Raw genomic sequence first — 976 nt, forward strand, 5'->3', positions numbered from 1 at the left:
TAGGGCGTGTCTCCCATATCTGAGGTGAGTCCTCCGGGAGGCTGTGCGGGTGACGTCGTCTTCGCGGTTTCGGGTGTTCTCGGACGAGCAGTGGGCGCGGGTCGAGCCGTTGCTGCCGTCGAACGCTGGCCGGCGGGGGCATCCGTTCGGTGACAACCGGCGGGTCGTCGAGGCGATCGCGTACCGGTACCGGACCGGGATCCCGTGGCGAGATCTGCCGCGCGAGCAGTTCGGGCCGTGGCAGACGGTCTGGAAGCGGCACCGTCGGTATGCCGCGGACGGCACCTGGGACCGGGTGCTGGCCCGGTTGCTCGCTGAGGCCGACGCGGCCGGTCAGGTCGACTGGACGGTGTCGGTGGACGCCACGATCGCTCGGGCCCACCAGCACGCGACGAACACGCCGCGCCCCGACCAGGACACAGGGGGCAGGGTCGAATCACAGGAATCTGCCGCTCGAGGAGTGTGAACCCGCAGGTCACGGCGTCGGACGATCGCGTGGCGGGCTGACCACGAAGATCCACGCGGCCGTCGACGGGCACGGTCGCCCGCTGGCCGTGGTGATCACCGGCGGGCACCGCAACGACGGCGCACTGCTCGCGGCGGTCCTGGCCGACATCCGCGTCCCACGCCTGACCGCGGGCCGACCGCGCACCCGGCCGGACGCCGTCGTCGCCGACAAGGCCTACTCAGCACGCGCCTACCGCCGCGCGCTGCACGCCCGCGGCATCAAGGCCGTGATCCCTGAGAAGTCCGACTCGATCGCCGCCCGCCGGCGACGCGGCTCCCGCGGCGGCCGGCCGCCCGGGCTCGACGTCGCCGCCTACCGCGGCCGCAACGTCGTCGAACGCCATTTCGCTCTGACCAAGCAATGGCGGGGTCTGGCTACCCGCTACGACAAGCTCGCCGTCACCTACCGCGCGGCTGTCGTCCTCGCCGCCTGCATCACCTGGTCACGGATATAGGAGACACGCCCTAG

The 976-nt window shown here is 71.7% G+C and carries 1 protein-coding gene; it reads left to right on the plus strand.

Annotation, left to right across the window (positions count from 1 at the left end; genetic code table 11):
* Window positions 1–43: 43 nt before the first annotated feature.
* Window positions 44–962 (plus strand): IS5 family transposase gene (locus CGE01nite_RS16775; protein WP_218022646.1). Its coding sequence is split into 2 segments (ribosomal slippage): window positions 44–421 and window positions 423–962, totalling 918 coding nucleotides; the frame shifts between segments, so codons are not numbered across the junction.
* The last annotated feature ends 14 nt before the right edge of the window (window positions 963–976 follow it).

Origin of the sequence: Cellulomonas gelida, assembly GCF_006538725.1 — a bacterium.
In the GTDB taxonomy this organism is placed as follows: Bacteria; Actinomycetota; Actinomycetes; order Actinomycetales; family Cellulomonadaceae; genus Cellulomonas; species Cellulomonas gelida.